This is a genomic window from Streptomyces sp. NPDC091649 (genome assembly GCF_044756785.1).
Taxonomy (GTDB): domain Bacteria; phylum Actinomycetota; class Actinomycetes; order Streptomycetales; family Streptomycetaceae; genus Streptomyces.
Window position 1 is genome coordinate 341,120 of the sequence record NZ_JBIVTR010000004.1, and the last position, 15,068, is coordinate 356,187.

Consider the following 15,068-nt stretch of genomic DNA (forward strand, 5'->3'; position numbering starts at 1 on the left):
CCGAAGGGCCCGTTCAAGGAGCACCCCCATGTCCGACCGGAAGACTTCCCGTTACGTGGTCTTCGTCGAGTCCCCCCTGACCGGCGCGGGCCAGGACTGCGCCCGGTTCCTGCTGGAACAGGGCGTGACCCCCGTCGTGGTGGCGGCCCGGCCCGCGGCCATGGCGCCCTCGCTGATCCGCGACTACGCCGAGCTGGGCGTGGAGGTCCGCGCCTGCGACACTCATGACACCGACGCGGTCGTCGCGGCCTGCCGCGAGATCGCCGCGGACGGCGAGCTCGTCGGAGTCGCCTCGGTGTACGAGTACTACTGCGACATGGGCGCCCAGGTCGCCGCCCGGCTGGGCCTGCCCGGCCCCGACCCGGCGGCCGTGGCCGCCTGCCGCTCCAAGGCGTCCATGCGGGCCGCGATGGCCGCGACGCCGGGCCTCAACCCGCGCTTCCAGGTGTGCTCGTCGGCGGACGAGGCCGTGGCCGCCGCGCCTTCGATCGGATTCCCGGTCGTGGTCAAGCCGCTGGACCTGACCGGCAGCCTGTGGGTGCGCCGGTGCGGGAGTGCCGAGGAGGTCGAGGCGATCACCCGGGAGATCCTGGGGATCGGCGCGTACCTCGGCCAGGAGGTGGCCCCCCGGGTGGTCGTCGAGGAGTACGTCCCCGGCGCCGAGTACTCCGCGGAGGTCATGCACGGCAAGGTGCTCGGCCTCACCGAGAAGATCTGCAGCCCGCCCCCGCTGTTCCTGGAGATGGGCCACATCTTCCCGGCGGCGGTCACCGGTGACCGGGAGCGCCTGCTGGTCGAGAAGGCCGAGCAGGCCGTCAAGGCGATCGGGCTGACCTGGGGCCCCGCCCACGTCGAGCTGAAGCTGACCGCCGACGAGAAGGACGCCCGGGTCATCGAGGTCAACGGGCGGATCGCCGGTGACCGGATTCCCGAGGCGGTGCGGATCGCGAGCGGCGTCGACATGTGCCGCCTCCACATGACCGCGCTGCTGGGCGACGCCCCCGACCTGACCGTCGTGTGCGACCGCACCGCGGTCGTCCACTTCCTGATGTCGGCGCCGCTCGGCCGCCTCGACGCCATCGACGGCGTCGCCGAGGCACAGGCCCTGGAGGGCGTGCATGAGGTGCACATGCGCCCCGGTGTGCAGCCGGGCATGGTCTACAAGGCCAACGGGTCGAACCGGGACCGCGCCGCCTGGATCATCGCCGAGGGGGCCGACCGCGACGAGGCTCTCGGCCGAGCCGTGGCGGCGGGCGGGAAGCTGACCTTCACCTGGTCCCCGGTGAACGAGTCCGAGGCCGGGGACTAGCCGCCATGCCGACCACCTCCGAGTACCGCCCGGTGCGCTTCGCCGCGGGCGAGGCACGCCGGGCGGCACTCACCTGGAGCCAGCAGTACTACCTGGCCGAGACGGACACCGCCCGGCTGCTGGGGCGCGGGCTCACCATCCGCAGGCTGTACGAACTGCGGGCCGGCGTACGCGAGGAGGACGTCGTGGCGGCCCTGCGGGAGCTGCTGCACCGCTTCGAGGGCCTGCGCAGCACGGTCGTCCGCGACACGGCGGCCCCCGACGCGGCAGCCGCAGCCGCAGCCGGGCAACGCGTCCACACGGAGGGCGCCCTGCGCCTCGCCGTCCATGACGTGGACGGCGAGGCGCAGGAGGTGGCGCAGGGCGCGGCGTCCGTACTGGGCGAGCTCTCCGCGACACCGTTCGACGTCACGGAGGAGTGGCCGGTACGCGCGGCGCTCATCGGCGCCGCGGGCCTGCCCCGCTTCCTCGCGCTGGTGTTCAGCCACGTCGCCGTGGACGCGTTCGCCCTGCTGCCGGTCACCGACCACCTGGTCTCCGCCGTCGCCGTACGCGATCCCGAGTGGCCCGCCGCCCGGAGCCGGGACGCGGGCCGCAGCCCTCACGAGCAGGCCGCCGTCGAGGCGGGCGAGCCGGCCCGCCGCACGGCGGAGCGCGCCCTGCGCCGGGCGGCCGAGACCTTCCGCACCATGCCGACGGCGCCCCCCGTCCCGGACCCCGGCCCGTCCGCCACCGACCCGTACCGCTTCCTGTCCCGCACCTCGCCCGCGCTGGACCTGGCGGCCGGCGCCGTGTCGCTGCGTACGGGGGAAAGCGTCGCCACCGTGCTCGCGGCGGCCATGGTCGCGGTCGACGCCCACCTCGCGGACAGCCCGACCGGCTACCTGCAACTGCTCGCCGCCAACCGGTCGCGCCCCGAAACCGTCAACGCCGTGGTGCCCGCCTCCCAGCCCGTGCCGTTCTGCGTGCCCGTGGCGGGCTCCTCCTTCCCGGAGCTGGTCCGGGCCACCGCCTCGGCCACCCTGGGCGCGCTGCGCTTCGGCTCGTACCCGCCGGACCGGCTGGCCGAGCTGCACCGGGCCGTCGAACGCGAGCGGGGCGCCCGCCTGGACATCACGCCCACCCTCAACTACCGGCCCCGGGCGGGCGCGCTGCCGCGCCGCGAGGTCACCGCCGCGGAGCTGGAGGAGTCCGCCGCGGCCGGGGTCACCCGCTGGATTCCCAGCGACCTGGTGTGGCGGTCCTCCCGCTATCTGAGCGCCGACGTGAGCGAGTCCGGTGTCCGGCTGGTGCTCCAGGTGGACACCCGGGTGCACGCCCCCGACCGGGCCGAACACTGGATGGCGGCGCTGGAGCGGCTGCTGTGCGCGGCCGCGACCCGGGACGTGACCGCGGAGGAACTGCGGCACATGGTGAACCAGTCACAACCGATACGTCAGGAGCCGAGATGTCGCTGAGCGGTACACAACGGACCGTGGTCCTGGTCGGCGCGGGCGTCATGGCGGAGGGCTATCTCCGCGCGGCACAGCGCCTCGACCTGCGGGTGGGCCTGGTGGAGACCGCCGCGCGGCACGCCGAACTGGCGCCCCGGTTCCCGTGCGTCGTCGACTTCGAGCCGGTGGAGGGCGTCGCGGCCCGGGACGAGGCGTGGCTGCCCCCGGCGATGGCACTGGCCGGCCGGCTGGCTCCGGACGCGGTGCTGGGGTTCGCCGAGCCGCACGTGCTCGCCACGGCGATCCTGCAGCACCGGCTCGACGTGCCCGGGCCGGGCCTCGACGCCGCCACCGTCTCGCGCAACAAGGCGTTGCAGCGCGGCGAGTTCCACCGCGCCGGACTCCCGCAGCCCGGCCACCGGCACACGGTTCGGCTGTCCGACGCCTCCGGGTGGGCCCTGGAGCGGCTGCCCGTGGTCGTCAAGCCCGTGTCGATGCAGGGCAGCGCGGGCGTCGAGCGGATCGACACCCCCGAGCAGTGGCAGGACGCCGTGCGCCGCCGCGACGACGAGGGGCCCCTGCTGGTCGAGGGCTATGTGGAGGGTCCGGAGTACAGCGTCGAGGCGCTGGTCCGGGACGGCGAGGTGCTGTTCACCAACCTCACCCGCAAGGAGACCACCGGGGCCCCGTTCTTCGTCGAGCTGTTCCACGAGGCAGGCCACGGCGCCCGGCAGCCGGTGCTGCGGAAGGCGGCGGACGAACTGTGCCGCGGCGTGGTGACGGCCCTGGGCCTCCGCACCGGGATCGCGCACCTGGAGTTCCGGGCTCGCGCCGACGACGACCTCGTGATCATGGAGGTCGCCGTGCGCACGCCGGGCGACCACATCATGGAGATCACCTCCCTGGCGCACGACTTCGACATGTACGAGGCGTGCCTGCGGCTGGCCCTGGGCGAGCAGCCGCACCTGCCTCCCGCCGGGCGCGAACCCGTGCGCTCCGCGGGCAGCCTCTTCCTCGGCGCCGGCCGGGCCGGTGTCCTCGCCGCTCTCGACCTGACGGACTGGGAGACCCGCGAGGGCGTCGTCCGCCACGCCGCGCGGCTGGCGCCCGGCACGGCCGTACGCCCCGCCGAGAACTCCGGGGACCGGCTGGCGTACGCCGTGCTTACCAGCCCGGTGGCGAGCGAACTCACCGCCCTGGCGGCGCGGTTGAAGGACACCGCCCAGGTGGAGATCACCGGTCCCGCACCCGCCTGAGCCGCTCCCGCGCTCAACCGCCCGACGGAACCCCAGCACGCACAGGACAAGGAAGACGCATGTCAGCAGAGCGAGTCTTGATCATCGGCGGCCGGATCGACAATGTGCGCAAGGCCGTGGAACAGGGGCTCGGGGTCGTGTACCTCCAGCAGCCGGGTCAGTTCACCCCCGAACACGCCAAGCTGGTCGACGCGGCCCTCCTCGTCGACTTCGCGGACTGGTCCGTGGTCGAGCCCCTCGTCACAGCCGCCCACAAGGTCTACGGCTTCACCCGGGTGGCCACCACCGGCGAGGCGGGCGTGGAGATCGCCGGCCGGATCAACGACCTGCTGGGCCTCGGCGGCGTCTCCCACGGGGTCGCCCACCTGCTCCGGGACAAGCTGCGCATGCGCGAGCACCTCACCCGCGTCGGGGCCACCACGGTGCCGGCCGCCGAGGTCACCGGCCGCGCGGCGCTGGAGGCGTTCGGCGACGCGCACGGCTACCCGTTCATCGTGAAGCCGGTCGACGGCATCGCGAGCCTGGGCATCCAGCTGGTGCGGGGGCCGCGGGAGCTGGACGCGGCCTGGGACCGGATCGTCGAACTGCGCTCCGCCGACCACCAGTTCGCCCAGTACTTCCCGCTGGACCGCTTCGTCGCCGAGGGCTATATCGAGGGGCCCGAGTACAGCGTCGAGGCGTTCACCTTCGAGGGCCGCCATGTGATCGTCGCCATCACCGAGAAGCTGACCGACGACAACTTCGTGGAGGCGGGGCACGTGATCCCGGCCCGAATCGGACCGGACGCCGAACAGTCCATAGAGGCGGCCGTCGTGGACTTCCTCGACGCCGTGGGCGTGGTGCACGGCCCCACCCACACCGAGCTGCGGCTCTCCCCGGACGGGCCACGGGTGATCGAGTCCCACAACCGGCCGGGCGGCGACCGGATCAGGGACCTCGTGGAAGCGGCGTACGACTTCGACATGGAGGCGTACACCGTCGCCTGGCCCTGCCCCGGGCTGCCGGCCCCGGCCGGGCGGCCCCCGCTGGTCCAGGCCGCCGCGACCCGCTTCCTGACCGCCGAACCCGGGGTGGTGTCCCGGACCGAGGGCGCCGAGGAGGCCCGCGCCCTGGACGGGGTCGTGGACCTGGACCTCTCGGTCGCGGCCGGGGACGAGGTGGCCGCGCTCAGGTCCAGCTGGGACCGGATCGGCCAGGTGATCGCGGTCGGCCCCGACGCCGACGCGGCACTGGCGGTCTGCGAGGAGGTCTGCGCCAGAACGGTGATCGTCACCGGGGACGGCCCGGCGGAGCCCGGCGACGGAGCGGGGGGCGGCCCGGCGGGAGCCGGTGGCGGGGCGGCGGACACCGGTGACGGGGCGGGCCGGTGAGCTACTCCGAGATCACGTCCCTGGAAGAACTGCGCGAGATAGTCGGGCCGGCCCCGCGCCGGGCCTTCGACAAGGCTTCGGCGACGCTCCGGGACGTGGACCGCCAGTGGCTGAGCGCGTCTCCGTTCTGCCTGGTCGCGACGGCGGCGGCGGACGGCACGTGCGACGTCTCCCCGCGAGGGGACCCGCCGGGCTTCGCCCATGTCGTGGACGACTCGACCCTGGCGATCCCGGACCGCCCGGGCAACCGGCGGGTCGACAGCTGGCGCAACGTTCTCGCCAACCCGAGAGTGGGCCTCGCCTTCGTCATCCCCGGCAGGCCCGACACGCTGCGGATCAACGGCCGCGCGAAGCTGCTGCGGGACGCGCCGTTCTTCGACCGTATGACGGTACGGGGCAACCGGCCCCGCATCGCCCTGCTCGTGGAGGTGGAGGAGGTCTACTTCCACTGCGGGAAGTCCTTCCTGCGCGCCCGGCTGTGGGACCCGGCCGGCTGGGCTCCGGACGCCGTGCCCTCGCGGGCGCGGATCACCCACAGCACGGAGTGGACGGACATGTCACTGGAGCAGCTGGAACAGCGCTACGGCCCCGAGTACGAGCGGCGCCTCTATCCGCAGCGGCCGGACTCCGCATGAGGTTGGCCAGAAGTTGCCACAGCATGTCAATTGCTTGCCAAGCCCTGCGCTCGCGATCTAGTGTTCGAGACGACCCGCGCGACCGTGCCCCCGCCGCCCCCACAGCCGGACGGCCACGGCCGATGGCGCGGGCGAAACAACGCATGGACGTCAAGGAGCCAGATCGTGAAGATCGCCAAGCTTGTCAGGATCGCCGCCGGGGGGCTGGCCGCCCTCGCCCTGTCCGTGGCTTTCGCGCCCGGAGCCGGGATCACGTCCGACCGTTCCGCCGAAGCGAGCGCGAGCGTCCAGTCCGGCGGACAGGCGCCCGACCCCATCGACTGGCCGTAGGACCCGCCGGTTTCGACCGGCCGTGCGACCGGCACCGAACCGTTTGCCCCCCGTCAGTCAAAATTTGCCAAGCCGTCCTGGGGATGGAACCTTTGGGGGTGAGTGTTCAAGCCCACCCCATGGTTGACTTGAGACTGTCCGGTCGGGGGACAAGGTGCCACATGTTCCACGCAGAGGTAGAAGTTGCTTGAGCAGCCAGCATTCGGTCGACGCCTGCGCCAGCTGAGGCAGCAGCGGGGCAAGTCCCAGGCCGAGTTGACAGGGCCTGGGATGTCCGCCACCTATCTGTCACGCCTGGAGTCCGGCAGCCGTCGGCCGACCGAGCGCTCGGTCGCCTACCTGGCCGAACGCCTCGGCATCCCGGTCGAGAGCCTGGAACAGCAGCCCGGGGACACCCTGACCGACGCCGTCGCCTCGGTCGACGCGCTCTCCGAGCGGGAGATCGACGAGGAGGCGGCGGGCGCCCTCGTCGAGGCCCTGGACGCCGCCGACGACACGGACACCGACCCCGCCATGCGCTGGCACGCGCTCGCCCAGCTCGCCCGCTGCTACGAGGCGCTCGGCGACTTCCCCGGCCAGCGAAGCACCCTGACGCGCCTGAGCCGGCTGAGCGACGACATGGGCCGGCCCGTCCTCCAGGTCCGGGCCCAGCTGAGGCTGGCGCGCTGCGCCCGCAACCTCGGCGACGCGGAGGCGGCCCGGGACGCCGTACGACAGGTGCTGGCCATCAGTCAGGAGTACGGGGTCCGCATCTCCACCTCCGACCTGGTGCGCAGCAAGCTCGTCCTGGTGTCGGCGGAAGCGGAACTGGGCGACCTCGCGGAGGCCGCGCGGCTCATCGACGAGGTGCGCAAGTCGCTGGAGGGCACCGACGGGGTACTGGCGGCCGAGGTCCTCTGGACCGCGGCCACGGTCAGCACCCGGCAGGGCAATCACGCCCGCGCCTTCGCCTTCCTGCTCGACGCGCTGGGGACCCTCAGCAGCCACGACAACCTCTTGCTCTGGATCAGACTGCGGCTGGCCGCGGCGTCCCTGTCCATGCAGTCCACACCGCCCCGGCTCAACGAGGCCGAGTCCTTCCTCGACAGCGTCGAACCGCTGCTGAAGGTCACCGGCCCGCTGCGGCACTGGCACGAGCTGCTCTTCCTCAAGGCGAAGCTCGCCTACCACCAGGGCGACACCGCCCGCGCCGCGGAACTCGCCGCCCAGGTCGAGGAGGGCGCCCAGTCGTTCACCTACCGCGACCAGATGCGGCTGAAGGTCCTGCGCGAAATGCTCGCCCTGAAGGCCGGCGACCAGGAGGCGAGCTGCCGGCTCAGAGACCTCGTCGCCCAGGTGGAGACGGCCAACATGCCCGACCTGGCGGCCGAACTCTGGCGAACGGTGGCCGAGAGCTCACTCCAGCCCCTCCGCCCCAGCACCGAGCCCCAGCACTGACCCCCGGCCGTCGCCGCGGCGGGATGTCCAGGTCGGTCCGCCTCCCGGGGTGCCCATGGCCCCGGTCCGGACCGACAAGGGCGTCCCCGTCAGGGGGCAGTCGTCGAAGCCGTGCCGCCCTAGGGCACTTCCGCGCCGGACCCCAGCAGCGTCTCGATGCGCTCTGTCGCCAGGGAGTCCACCCGCGTGGCCACTGACTCATCAAGCTCCGCGCCCGCGGAGGCGAAGTAGGCCAGAAGCGCCCCGCGGACGACTGACCTGACGTCGCCCGCCCCGACATCGACCCGGGCGTGCCGAAGATCCGTCAGCTCCCTTGTCGCCGTCGCCAGGGCTTCGTCCACCGAAGCATGGGGGTTCGCCGCTCCGTCCACGGCGCGGCGACAGACCACAACGCTGTCGAGGTTGGAGGGTTCACGGGCCCCGGCCTTGACGACACTGGTCGCCATCTCGCCCTTCACCGGCTGGACGGCCGTCACGACCCAGCCCGAGCGGCGAAGCGATTCGACCACCTGCACCCACCCGCTGATCCGAGCCTGGTGGAAGGTGAAGGCCAGCAGGCCCCCCGGCTTCAGGACTCGCGCCGACTCGGTCCACACGGCTTCGAGTGCCCTCCCGAACTCCACCGGGTCAGCATTCTGGACCTCTCCGGACCGTCGGGTCGTGGTCGCCGCGGAGTAGCCGGTGTACGGCCGCATGTGCTGGAGCCACGCGTGGAAGAAGTCCGCGAGCTCCGCGTAGTGGACGTTGTCCATGTAGGGCGGATCGGTGACGATCAGATCGACCGACCCGTCCGGAAGATCCATCTGCGCCGAGTTCCTGGTGGCGACATAGGCCGCCTGCCCTTCGGCCGAGACGAAGGACTCCCACGAGTCCGCGATGCTCGCGCCCACGGGCTTCGACACCCCGGAGATCCGCTCGATCCCGGTGCCTCGCTCCACGAGGTCGGCAGGATTCGTCTTGTACTCGTGGGCACGCCGCAAACGGCTCTTGAAGAGAGTGGAGAACGCGCCGGAGGACTGCGACGTACCCCAGGGGTGCGCTTCCAGTGGGGTCCGCTCCGGCTTGAAGACGTGATGACTGAACATATGCCGGACAGCTCCCGTCCCCTCGCCCTTGAACGACGTGAACAGGTTGTTGAACTCAAGCGTTCCTGAAAACAGGGCACAAAGCGCTTCACGTTCGGGTGCCGGTCCGGTCAGGTCGCGAATCGCCGTCGCGATCAGCGAGAGCGAAACAAGCTGGCGCGCGTTGAAAAAGTCGCGCCATTCCCGGAAATTCCACTTCAGGGCCTGGTCCGTGTTGTTCCCGGGAGCGAGCCGACCGCGTGGGAGCACGGCGGACTGCGGTAGCTCCGCAAGCGCGTCAACACACTCGTCGTAGAGTTCCCGGTCCCAGTCGGTTATGGCTTCGTACCCCTTCGACCCGTCCGGGTTGGCCACCATCTTGGCGTACATCTCGTATCCGGGCAGCGTCCCGTCAAGGGCTCCGAGGATCTTGAAGCTGTGACCGTTTCCGCAGGTCGCCGACTGCCCCCTCACTGCGCCGCGCTGCGTCATCACGTGCCCGTTCGCGCACATCTCGGTGACGAAGTCGTACCGGCTCTCCTTGATGGAGAGGCACTCGGGGCAGACAATCTGGGCTTTGGGCACTCGCTTCGGGTACGCGTTCCTGGAGAAAACCGGCGAGTCGAACAAGCGCACTTCTTCGGAGCACTCGGGGCAGCGAAGGGTCGCGACCCAGAAGTAGTAGAGAACAGTCTTCCCGTCCTCTGTACGGTGCAGTCGGTCAACCTCTGACCGACAAGCCGCCTCGACCTCTTTGTAGGCAGCTTCGAGCGACCCGATATCCCATGGCTGAACAGCTTGACGCTGAACGAGCGTCGCCACGGGGTTGATGTCGAAACAGACAGCCTTGGCGCCGAGTTTGAGGGCTTCCACGCCGGTCACGCCCGAACCGGAGAACGGGTCGAGCACAACGGTTCCCGCCAGATCGAGCGACGATCCGTAGGCCCCCACGGCATCGGCTCCCTCAGGCGTCGCCGCCGAGGTGATGATCCCCCGGAATACGGTACCGAGACGCTTCGCCCACCACTTGTGGGTGCTGGTGGCCGGGCGATGGACTTCCTTGCGCCAGGATTCCTTCGTGCCGACGCCGCTGAGCATCGCTGCCGGAAAGTCCGACTCCAGGCTGGTACGCCGCGGCACTCCGACCGTCACAGCCGAGGCCCCGCGAAGGAGACCGGCTGGGAGTCGCCGGCACCGCGCGAGCGGTATGCCCGGAAGCTTCGAACCTTGCCCGCCTGGGGATTCGGCGCCTTGCGCGTCACCATCTCGTTGGTCTGAAGGTTGAACTCGTACGAGACGACGACCTCGTCGGCCTCCGCCCGATCGAGTTCGCCCACCTGGACAAGAGCGTCCGACCGGATCTCGAATCCCGTGGGCACGATCAAGGTCGCGAGCCCCGCGGTTCCGGAAGCGAGCGCGAACGGCGTCGGAACGACGTACATCTTACGGTCGCGGACCAGTATGTCCCCGTAGGATCCGAATCCGCGGAACGACTTGTTCTTATGGGCGTACTCAGCATCCGCGTTGAGGAAACTGCCGTGGCACACCACCAGGTCCACAACCGGGTACTCGTCGACGCCGCGCTCAGCCTTCGGGTAGCGTCCGAAAACGTAGAAGACCTCACGCCCGTCGTGGTTACCGGTGGGCACCTGCGAGTTCGAGTCGTAGTCCGCCTCGCGGCCGGGAAACTCCAGACCTTTGACCTCGTACCCCTCCGGGTGATGGACGAGCCGGAAGTCGGGATAGGTATTCCGGCCGGGCTTGTGGTACGAAAGCCCGCACGCCTCCACGCGTTCCTGTACCCAATTCTGAAAATGATACTCTTTATCGCTGGCGGAGACCCGCCGAATCAATTCACCATGTGCCCGAGCGCGCTCGCACTCCAAAAAGACCTGCTCGACCGCACTCACTGGCACCCTCTGTCACCCTCTATAGCTGAGCATCCACCCGGACCGCCGTCCACGGCGGTGCTGCCCCGAGGTTACAGAACAAGCCCTCCTCGCACGGACCACGCCGGCGAAACCGATCTTCGGGCCACCGAAGGAGTGCGCGAGCCCTTTCCGCAGAGCCGAAGGGCCGCGTTGATCCGCATCGCCATCGCCGCTCCGGCGCGCCGCAGCCTGCCCTCAGGGTGTGAGCCCCGCCAGGGACGGGCAGTCGGGCCAGCACGGAACAAGCGACACAACCAAAGACAGATGGGGTGTACGCGCATGAACAGCACAAAGATCAACATCTCAGCGGCGGCCCCCGTACCCATCACGGTCCGGGGCGACAGTGCAGCAAGCATCAGCCGGGCCCGCCGTGCCACCCGGGTCTTCACCGACCGCCTGGTCCCCAAGCCCTGTCCGGACGTGGCGGACACCCTCGTCCTGGTGGTCTCGGAGCTCGTCACCAACGCCCTGCGCCACGGCGACGGCGCCTTCACGCTCCGGCTGAACGCGCACCCCGACGCCGTCGAGGTGGCTGTCGACGACACAAGTCCGCGATGGCCGCGGGCGCGGACCCCCGACTTGACCGGTTCCGGCGGCGGCTTCGGCTGGCCCATGGTCAAGCGCCTGGCCCGCACGACCGCGGTCACACGCCGGGCAGCCGGAGGCAAGACCGTCACGGCCTTCGTCTCCCGCTGACACCGGCGTGGCCGACAAGACTCGGAGTCGGGTCCCCGCAGCGCCACCGAGAGCCCGAAGGACTGATCACGGTGCCGTCTCTGCGAGCGCGGACCGAATCCGCCGTCGCGGCAAACGGGGCGACTTGCGCCTTCTGCGCCCTGGCGTCGACGGCGGTGACGGTGCCGACGGGACCGGAACGCCTCGGCCGCACTGCCGCACACCGGGTGTCGACGGGCTCGCCCGGGAGACGCCGGCGGCGAACAGGCTGCGAGCGGCGTGGGTTTCGGCGGTCAGTCCGCGCGGCAGGACGTGTCCTTCGAGGGCATCACGCCGTCGACGAGGTAGCGCGTGGTGGTGTTCAACGCGCAGGAGTTCCCGCCCAGGACGTAGACGCCGTGCCCGCTGTCGTCGACGCTGACCAGCCGGGCGCGGTCGCCGAACTTCTCGCGCAGCGACTTCCCGCCCAGGTGCGGGGTCGACGCGTCCCTGCGGTTCTGCAGGAGCAGCACGTTGCGCGGGCCTTCGGCGCCGACCTCCACGGGCGGTTCGGCGGGGGCGTACGGCCAGAAGGCGCACGGTGTGATGTTGGCGGTGGCGGCGCCGTACAGCGGGTAGCGCGCACGGTCCTCTGCGACGCCCCGCCGGTAGGTGTTGACGTCCTCGGGCCACTCGACGTCGTTGCAGGTGACGGCGAGGAACACGGTCAGGGCGTTGTCGGCCGGCGACAGCGCCCCGTCCGTCCCTTCCTGCTGGAGGACCTGCGGGTCGCGGGCCGCGGCCTCGTCGCCTTCGAGCAGCGTCTGCCAGGTCTGCGCCAGCTTGGGGTACTGCGTCTGCTTGAACAGGTGGCCGAATGTCAGGAGCCGGAAGAGGTTGCCGTCGATCCCTGCGACGGGAGCCCTGTCGAGTCTGCCGGCGAGGGTGAGGTAGGACGCCCGGACCTGCCTGGGTGTGCGGCCCAGGCCGTAGCCGCCGTGCCGGACGGCGGCCCACTTCGCGAAGTCCGGCAGGGTCTGCTCCATGCCGAGCGCGTAGCGGCGCATGCCGTCGCGGTCGAGGTGGGTGTCTCCGATGTTGCTGTCGAGCACTATTCGGTCGGCGCGCTCGGGGAACATCGACGCGTAGGCGGCGCCGAGGGCCGTGCCGTAGGAATAGCCCAGGTAGCTGGTCTTCTCCTCGCCGAGCGCGGCCCGGATCCGGTCCAGGTCGCGGGCGGTGTTCGCGGTGGTGAGGTGGCGCAGCGTGCCGTCGTCGTTGTCCGCGCACTGCTCGGCCGCCCGCTCGGCGATTTTCGCCTGCGCGGTGACCGCGGCGTCGTCGACCGCGTAGGGCGGGATGTTGGCGTAGTAGGGACCGTCCGTGGTGAAGCCGCAGCTGACCGGTGTGGAATGACCGGCCCCGCGGGTGTCCATGCCGATCAGGTCGTAGCGGTCGGTGACACTGCTGGGCAGGCCCTGGGCCACCAGCAGCGCCGAGAGCGCGAGCCCGGATCCACCGGGGCCGCCCGGGTTGAGCAGGAGGACGCCGCGCCTCCTGTCCGGGTCGGTGGCGGCCAGCCGGGAGACGGTGAGGTCGATCCGCTCGCCCTCCGGCTCGGCGTAGTCCAGCGGTACGGGCACGGTGGCGCACCGCAGCACGGTCGGAGCGGCTTCTGCCACGACGTCGTCGGGGCACTGGCCCCACTTCACCTGAGGCGTTTTCGCCTCCTCGGCGGCGGCGGGCACGGTGGTCAGCGAGGCGCCCAGGCCGAGGACCGCCAAGAGGGCCAGGCTCTGGGCGGCACTGCTTCGTCGATTCATGTCCGGTCTCCGCATACGGGTTCGTGGTGGTCGCGACCAGCCCACTCCCTGCCCCTGGGGCACGGTCAATGACCGGCCGGCCGGAACCGGACGGAGTTGACCGTGCCCCAGGGGCAGGGTCTTCAATGGCCGCCGGGCACGATCCTGGAGAGGGGGCTCGTGGTGGCGTGGAGTACCCGTCAGCTGGCGGAACTCGCGGGGACGACGGCAAAGGCCGTCCGGCACTACCACGAGATCGGCCTGCTGGACGAGCCGGAACGGGCGCCCAACGGCTACAAGCGGTATGGCGTCAGCCATCTGGTGCGCCTGCTGCGTATCCGCAGACTGACCGACCTCGGCGTGGCCCTCGCAGACGTCCCCTCGGTCGAGAGCGGTGATGAGAGGGCACGGCAGGTCCTTCGGGACCTGGACGCCGAACTCGCGGCGGACATCGAACGCCGACTGCGGATGCGGCGGGAACTGGCGGCCATCATGGACGACCGGGCCGCGCTCGACATGCCCCCGGACTTCAGGACGCTCGCCGACGACCTGCCCGAATCCCAGCGATCCCTGCTGATGGCCTACTCCAGCATCCTCACACCCGAAGCGATGGCAGCGCTCCGAGAACAGCTTTCGGGACCTCGCGGGGACCTCGAAGCGGAATTCGCGGCGCTCGACGAGGACGCTCCCGACGACGTACGGCAGCGGCTGGCCGAGCGAATGGCGCCCGTAGTCCGCCAGCAGCACCGGGATCACCCTCGTCTGGCCGACCTCGGGCTGTCCTCGCACCGGGAAAGGGCTGTCGCGGAGTCGGTCGTCGTCCACGCGCTGGTCGAGTTCTACAACCGCGCGCACCTCGACGTGCTGCGACGCGTTCACAGCATCCTCGCCGAGAACGACACCGCGGGGAGCGGGCGCGGCGACGGCCAGCAGTGAGGCGGCGCCGGTGCCGGGCAGGCGCACGCCGCCCGGGGGGCCTCGATACGCGGTGAGGGTCCGGCCGGAGTACTCCGGCCGGACCCTCACCCATGCTTGCCGACAGCTCGCGCCCGGCCGTCCGTCAGGCGGCCACAGGTGCGCCGAGCATCGCGGATGCCCGCCGCACCGGGTGGAGAGCGCGGGCGGGTGCGGGGACCGGGGCCAGGTCGCGGCAGGTGAAGCCGAGCTGGGTCATGGCCCGCAGGACTTCTCCCGCGCTGAAGTCGCGGCGGTCCTGGCGTGTGATGACCTGTCCGACCTGTTTGACGGGGTAGGTGCGCCGGCCGATGATCACCGATTCGCCACAGGCGGGCTCGGGCTTGACGCCCTTCATCGATTCCAGGACGCCGCTCCTGGTCAGGTCGAACGGGAAGCGGGCGATGACACAGCGCATGAAGCCTCACAGGGAGAGAAACGAAGAGGGAGTGGTCCTGCCGCGGCGGGAACGGCTCAGTGGGCGAGGGCGAGTACGCCCAGGGCGTTGCCGTGTTCGTCGACCACAGGCAGGGCATCGACGTGGCTGTGGCGCATCGTGCGCCCCGCCTCGGCCATGGTGGTCACGGGCGAGGTGAACGGCCCTCGGTCGCCGAGGACGCCCCGCAGCTGGACCCTGTCCGAGTACGCCGAGCTCTCACGGACTTCTGCGAGCCGGGCGTGGGTGACCAGTCCGATGCACAGGCCGCTGTCGTCGCAGACGAGCAGATGCCCGGTACGGGCACTGGCCATGACGGACAGGGCCGCCTCGACGGTCATGTCGTCACAGACCTGCGGTCCGGCGGTGTCCATGGCGTCGGCCACCGTGCTGCCTACGGCTGTGGCCCGGGACGGGCGGGGCTGCATCTGGACCAGCGTCAAAAGGTGCCTCCTGC

At 71.0% G+C, this 15,068-nt stretch carries 14 protein-coding genes; 9 read left to right on the forward strand and 5 right to left on the reverse strand.

Annotated elements, in window-relative coordinates; genetic code table 11:
• The first annotated feature begins 28 nt into the window (after positions 1-28).
• The 7 genes from ACIQMU_RS11225 (at position 29) to ACIQMU_RS11255 (ending at position 7,770) form a co-directional block, all read left to right on the forward strand.
• On the forward strand, positions 29-1,309 hold the full coding sequence (locus ACIQMU_RS11225; protein ID WP_402688703.1) for an ATP-grasp domain-containing protein: 1,281 nt from the start codon (positions 29-31) through the stop codon (positions 1,307-1,309).
• Positions 1,310-1,314: 5 nt separating this feature from the next.
• Positions 1,315-2,766 carry a hypothetical protein gene (locus tag ACIQMU_RS11230; RefSeq protein ID WP_352239583.1) on the forward strand — a complete coding sequence of 484 codons (1,452 nt, stop codon included), beginning with the start codon at positions 1,315-1,317 and terminating at the stop codon, positions 2,764-2,766.
• A complete protein-coding gene (locus tag ACIQMU_RS11235; RefSeq protein WP_402688704.1) occupies positions 2,757-3,998 on the forward strand; it encodes an ATP-grasp domain-containing protein in 1,242 nt (413 codons plus the stop codon). Before ACIQMU_RS11230 ends, ACIQMU_RS11235 begins: the two co-directional genes overlap by 10 nt.
• A 59-nt stretch (positions 3,999-4,057) precedes the next feature.
• Entirely contained in the window at positions 4,058-5,368 is a 1,311-nt protein-coding gene (locus ACIQMU_RS11240) for an ATP-grasp domain-containing protein (RefSeq protein WP_352239585.1), read from the forward strand.
• Positions 5,365-6,003 carry a pyridoxamine 5'-phosphate oxidase family protein gene (locus tag ACIQMU_RS11245; protein WP_352239586.1) on the forward strand — a complete coding sequence of 213 codons (639 nt, stop codon included), beginning with the start codon at positions 5,365-5,367 and terminating at the stop codon, positions 6,001-6,003. Before ACIQMU_RS11240 ends, ACIQMU_RS11245 begins: the two co-directional genes overlap by 4 nt.
• Before the next feature lie 165 nt (positions 6,004-6,168).
• On the forward strand, positions 6,169-6,333 hold the full coding sequence (locus tag ACIQMU_RS11250; protein ID WP_352239587.1) for a hypothetical protein: 165 nt from the start codon (positions 6,169-6,171) through the stop codon (positions 6,331-6,333).
• A gap of 183 nt (positions 6,334-6,516) precedes the next feature.
• The gene (locus ACIQMU_RS11255) at positions 6,517-7,770 is read left to right on the forward strand and encodes a helix-turn-helix transcriptional regulator (protein WP_352239588.1); all 1,254 of its coding nucleotides are present in this window, start codon (positions 6,517-6,519) and stop codon (positions 7,768-7,770) included.
• Positions 7,771-7,889: 119 nt separating this feature from the next.
• Here the strand turns inward: ACIQMU_RS11255 and ACIQMU_RS11260 are convergent, their stop codons facing one another.
• A complete protein-coding gene (locus ACIQMU_RS11260; RefSeq protein WP_402688705.1) occupies positions 7,890-9,986 on the reverse strand; it encodes a DNA methyltransferase in 2,097 nt (698 codons plus the stop codon).
• A complete protein-coding gene (locus ACIQMU_RS11265) occupies positions 9,983-10,744 on the reverse strand; it encodes a hypothetical protein (protein WP_352239590.1) in 762 nt (253 codons plus the stop codon). Before ACIQMU_RS11265 ends, ACIQMU_RS11260 begins: the two co-directional genes overlap by 4 nt.
• 300 nt (positions 10,745-11,044) lie before the next feature.
• On the opposite strand from ACIQMU_RS11265, the gene ACIQMU_RS11270 reads away from it, so the two are divergent.
• Positions 11,045-11,461 carry an ATP-binding protein gene (locus ACIQMU_RS11270; RefSeq protein WP_352239591.1) on the forward strand — a complete coding sequence of 139 codons (417 nt, stop codon included), beginning with the start codon at positions 11,045-11,047 and terminating at the stop codon, positions 11,459-11,461.
• A 272-nt stretch (positions 11,462-11,733) separates the two neighbouring features.
• On the opposite strand, the gene ACIQMU_RS11275 is transcribed toward ACIQMU_RS11270, so the two are convergent.
• Positions 11,734-13,242 carry an alpha/beta hydrolase gene (locus tag ACIQMU_RS11275; protein ID WP_402688706.1) on the reverse strand — a complete coding sequence of 503 codons (1,509 nt, stop codon included), beginning with the start codon at positions 13,240-13,242 and terminating at the stop codon, positions 11,734-11,736.
• A gap of 102 nt (positions 13,243-13,344) precedes the next feature.
• Here ACIQMU_RS11275 and ACIQMU_RS11280 point away from each other — a divergent pair, with 102 nt between their 5' ends.
• A complete protein-coding gene (locus ACIQMU_RS11280) occupies positions 13,345-14,157 on the forward strand; it encodes a MerR family transcriptional regulator (RefSeq protein WP_352239593.1) in 813 nt (270 codons plus the stop codon).
• 124 nt (positions 14,158-14,281) lie between these two features.
• Here ACIQMU_RS11280 and ACIQMU_RS11285 read toward each other — a convergent pair whose 3' ends face one another.
• On the reverse strand, positions 14,282-14,593 hold the full coding sequence (locus ACIQMU_RS11285) for an SCO5918 family protein (RefSeq protein WP_352239594.1): 312 nt from the start codon (positions 14,591-14,593) through the stop codon (positions 14,282-14,284).
• Between the two features lie 56 nt (positions 14,594-14,649).
• Positions 14,650-15,054, reverse strand: coding sequence for a CBS domain-containing protein (locus ACIQMU_RS11290; RefSeq protein WP_352239595.1), 405 nt, complete (start codon positions 15,052-15,054; stop codon positions 14,650-14,652).
• Positions 15,055-15,068 lie beyond the last annotated feature (14 nt).